1 pseudogene is annotated in these 586 nt (G+C 71.8%); it reads right to left on the bottom strand.

Going from position 1 to position 586, the window contains the following annotated elements:
* Positions 1–500: pseudogene (locus tag ON45_RS20725) on the bottom strand (hypothetical protein); the annotation flags it as partial.
* Positions 501–586 lie beyond the last annotated feature (86 nt).

Below are 586 nucleotides of genomic sequence, written 5' to 3'. Positions count from 1 at the left end.
TCGGTGGTGTCCGGGTCGGTGGTGTCCGGGTCAGTGGTATCCGGGTCGGTCGTGTCGGTCGCACCCGGATCGATCGCGGGCAGCGGTGTCACCGTCGCGCTCTCACACGACGGCGTGCTGCTGTCCGCCGTCGCGGTGGTGCCGAGGAGCGTCCAGGAGGCGACTCCGTCGACGGTCTCGACATCGAGCGTCCCGATGTGGCGGCCCACGCCGAACAGCGTGGGCGGCTCGCCACGCGGGCTGACCTCGTTGTTCGGTCCACGGTCGACGGTCACGGTCGAGTCGGCGGTGGACTCGTAGCCGAAGCGCACTTCACGGACGCCGTCGGCGCGCGTGCTGACGCACAGGGCGAGCGGCGTGATCGAGCCGCTCGCCGGCTGCGAGGTGATCGTCGGGACCTGGGTGTCGGGCGGGGCGATCAGCGGCGGCACGGCGTAGCAGGATCCGTTGTGCACCAACTCGCCAGCGGGGCAGGTGGCCGGGATCGTGGTGTCGGGCACCAGCGTCGGCGTGGCCGTCGGTTCCGGCGGGGTAGGGGTCGGGACCTGGCCGGTCGGCGACGGAACCGAATTCGGAGCAGTCGGCT

Source organism: Ilumatobacter nonamiensis YM16-303 (assembly GCF_000350145.1).
Taxonomy (GTDB): Bacteria; Actinomycetota; Acidimicrobiia; order Acidimicrobiales; family Ilumatobacteraceae; genus Ilumatobacter_A; species Ilumatobacter_A nonamiensis.
The sequence above is the reverse complement of the archived record's forward strand: the minus strand, read 5'-3'. Positions and strand labels throughout refer to the sequence as shown.